We start from the raw sequence: 270 nt of genomic DNA on the forward strand, positions 1-270 counted from the left end.
ATTTTCAATCTTTTGAAGGGGCCGGGGCGGAGTATCTTTCCATCCGGTCTTCCCCCCTTGGAAGGGGGCGGAGTGTATCATGACCAAACCCAAAGTTCTCATCAGCGACAAGATGGACCCCAACGCCGCGCGCATTTTNGAAGAGCGCGGCTGCGACGTCGACGTAAAGCCGGGCATGACGCCCGAGGAACTCGCCGCCGTGATCGGCGAATATGACGGCCTCGCCATCCGTTCCGCCACCAAGGTGACGCCGGCGATCCTCGAGGCTGC

1 pseudogene is annotated in these 270 nt (G+C 61.0%); it reads left to right on the forward strand.

Features of this window, described 5'->3' with window-relative positions:
• Positions 1 to 79 precede the first annotated feature (79 nt).
• Positions 80 to 270: pseudogene (locus A3736_RS02490) on the forward strand (phosphoglycerate dehydrogenase); the annotation flags it as partial.

Origin of the sequence: Erythrobacter sp. HI0063, from assembly GCF_001635685.1 — a bacterium.
GTDB lineage: Bacteria > Pseudomonadota > Alphaproteobacteria > Sphingomonadales > Sphingomonadaceae > Qipengyuania.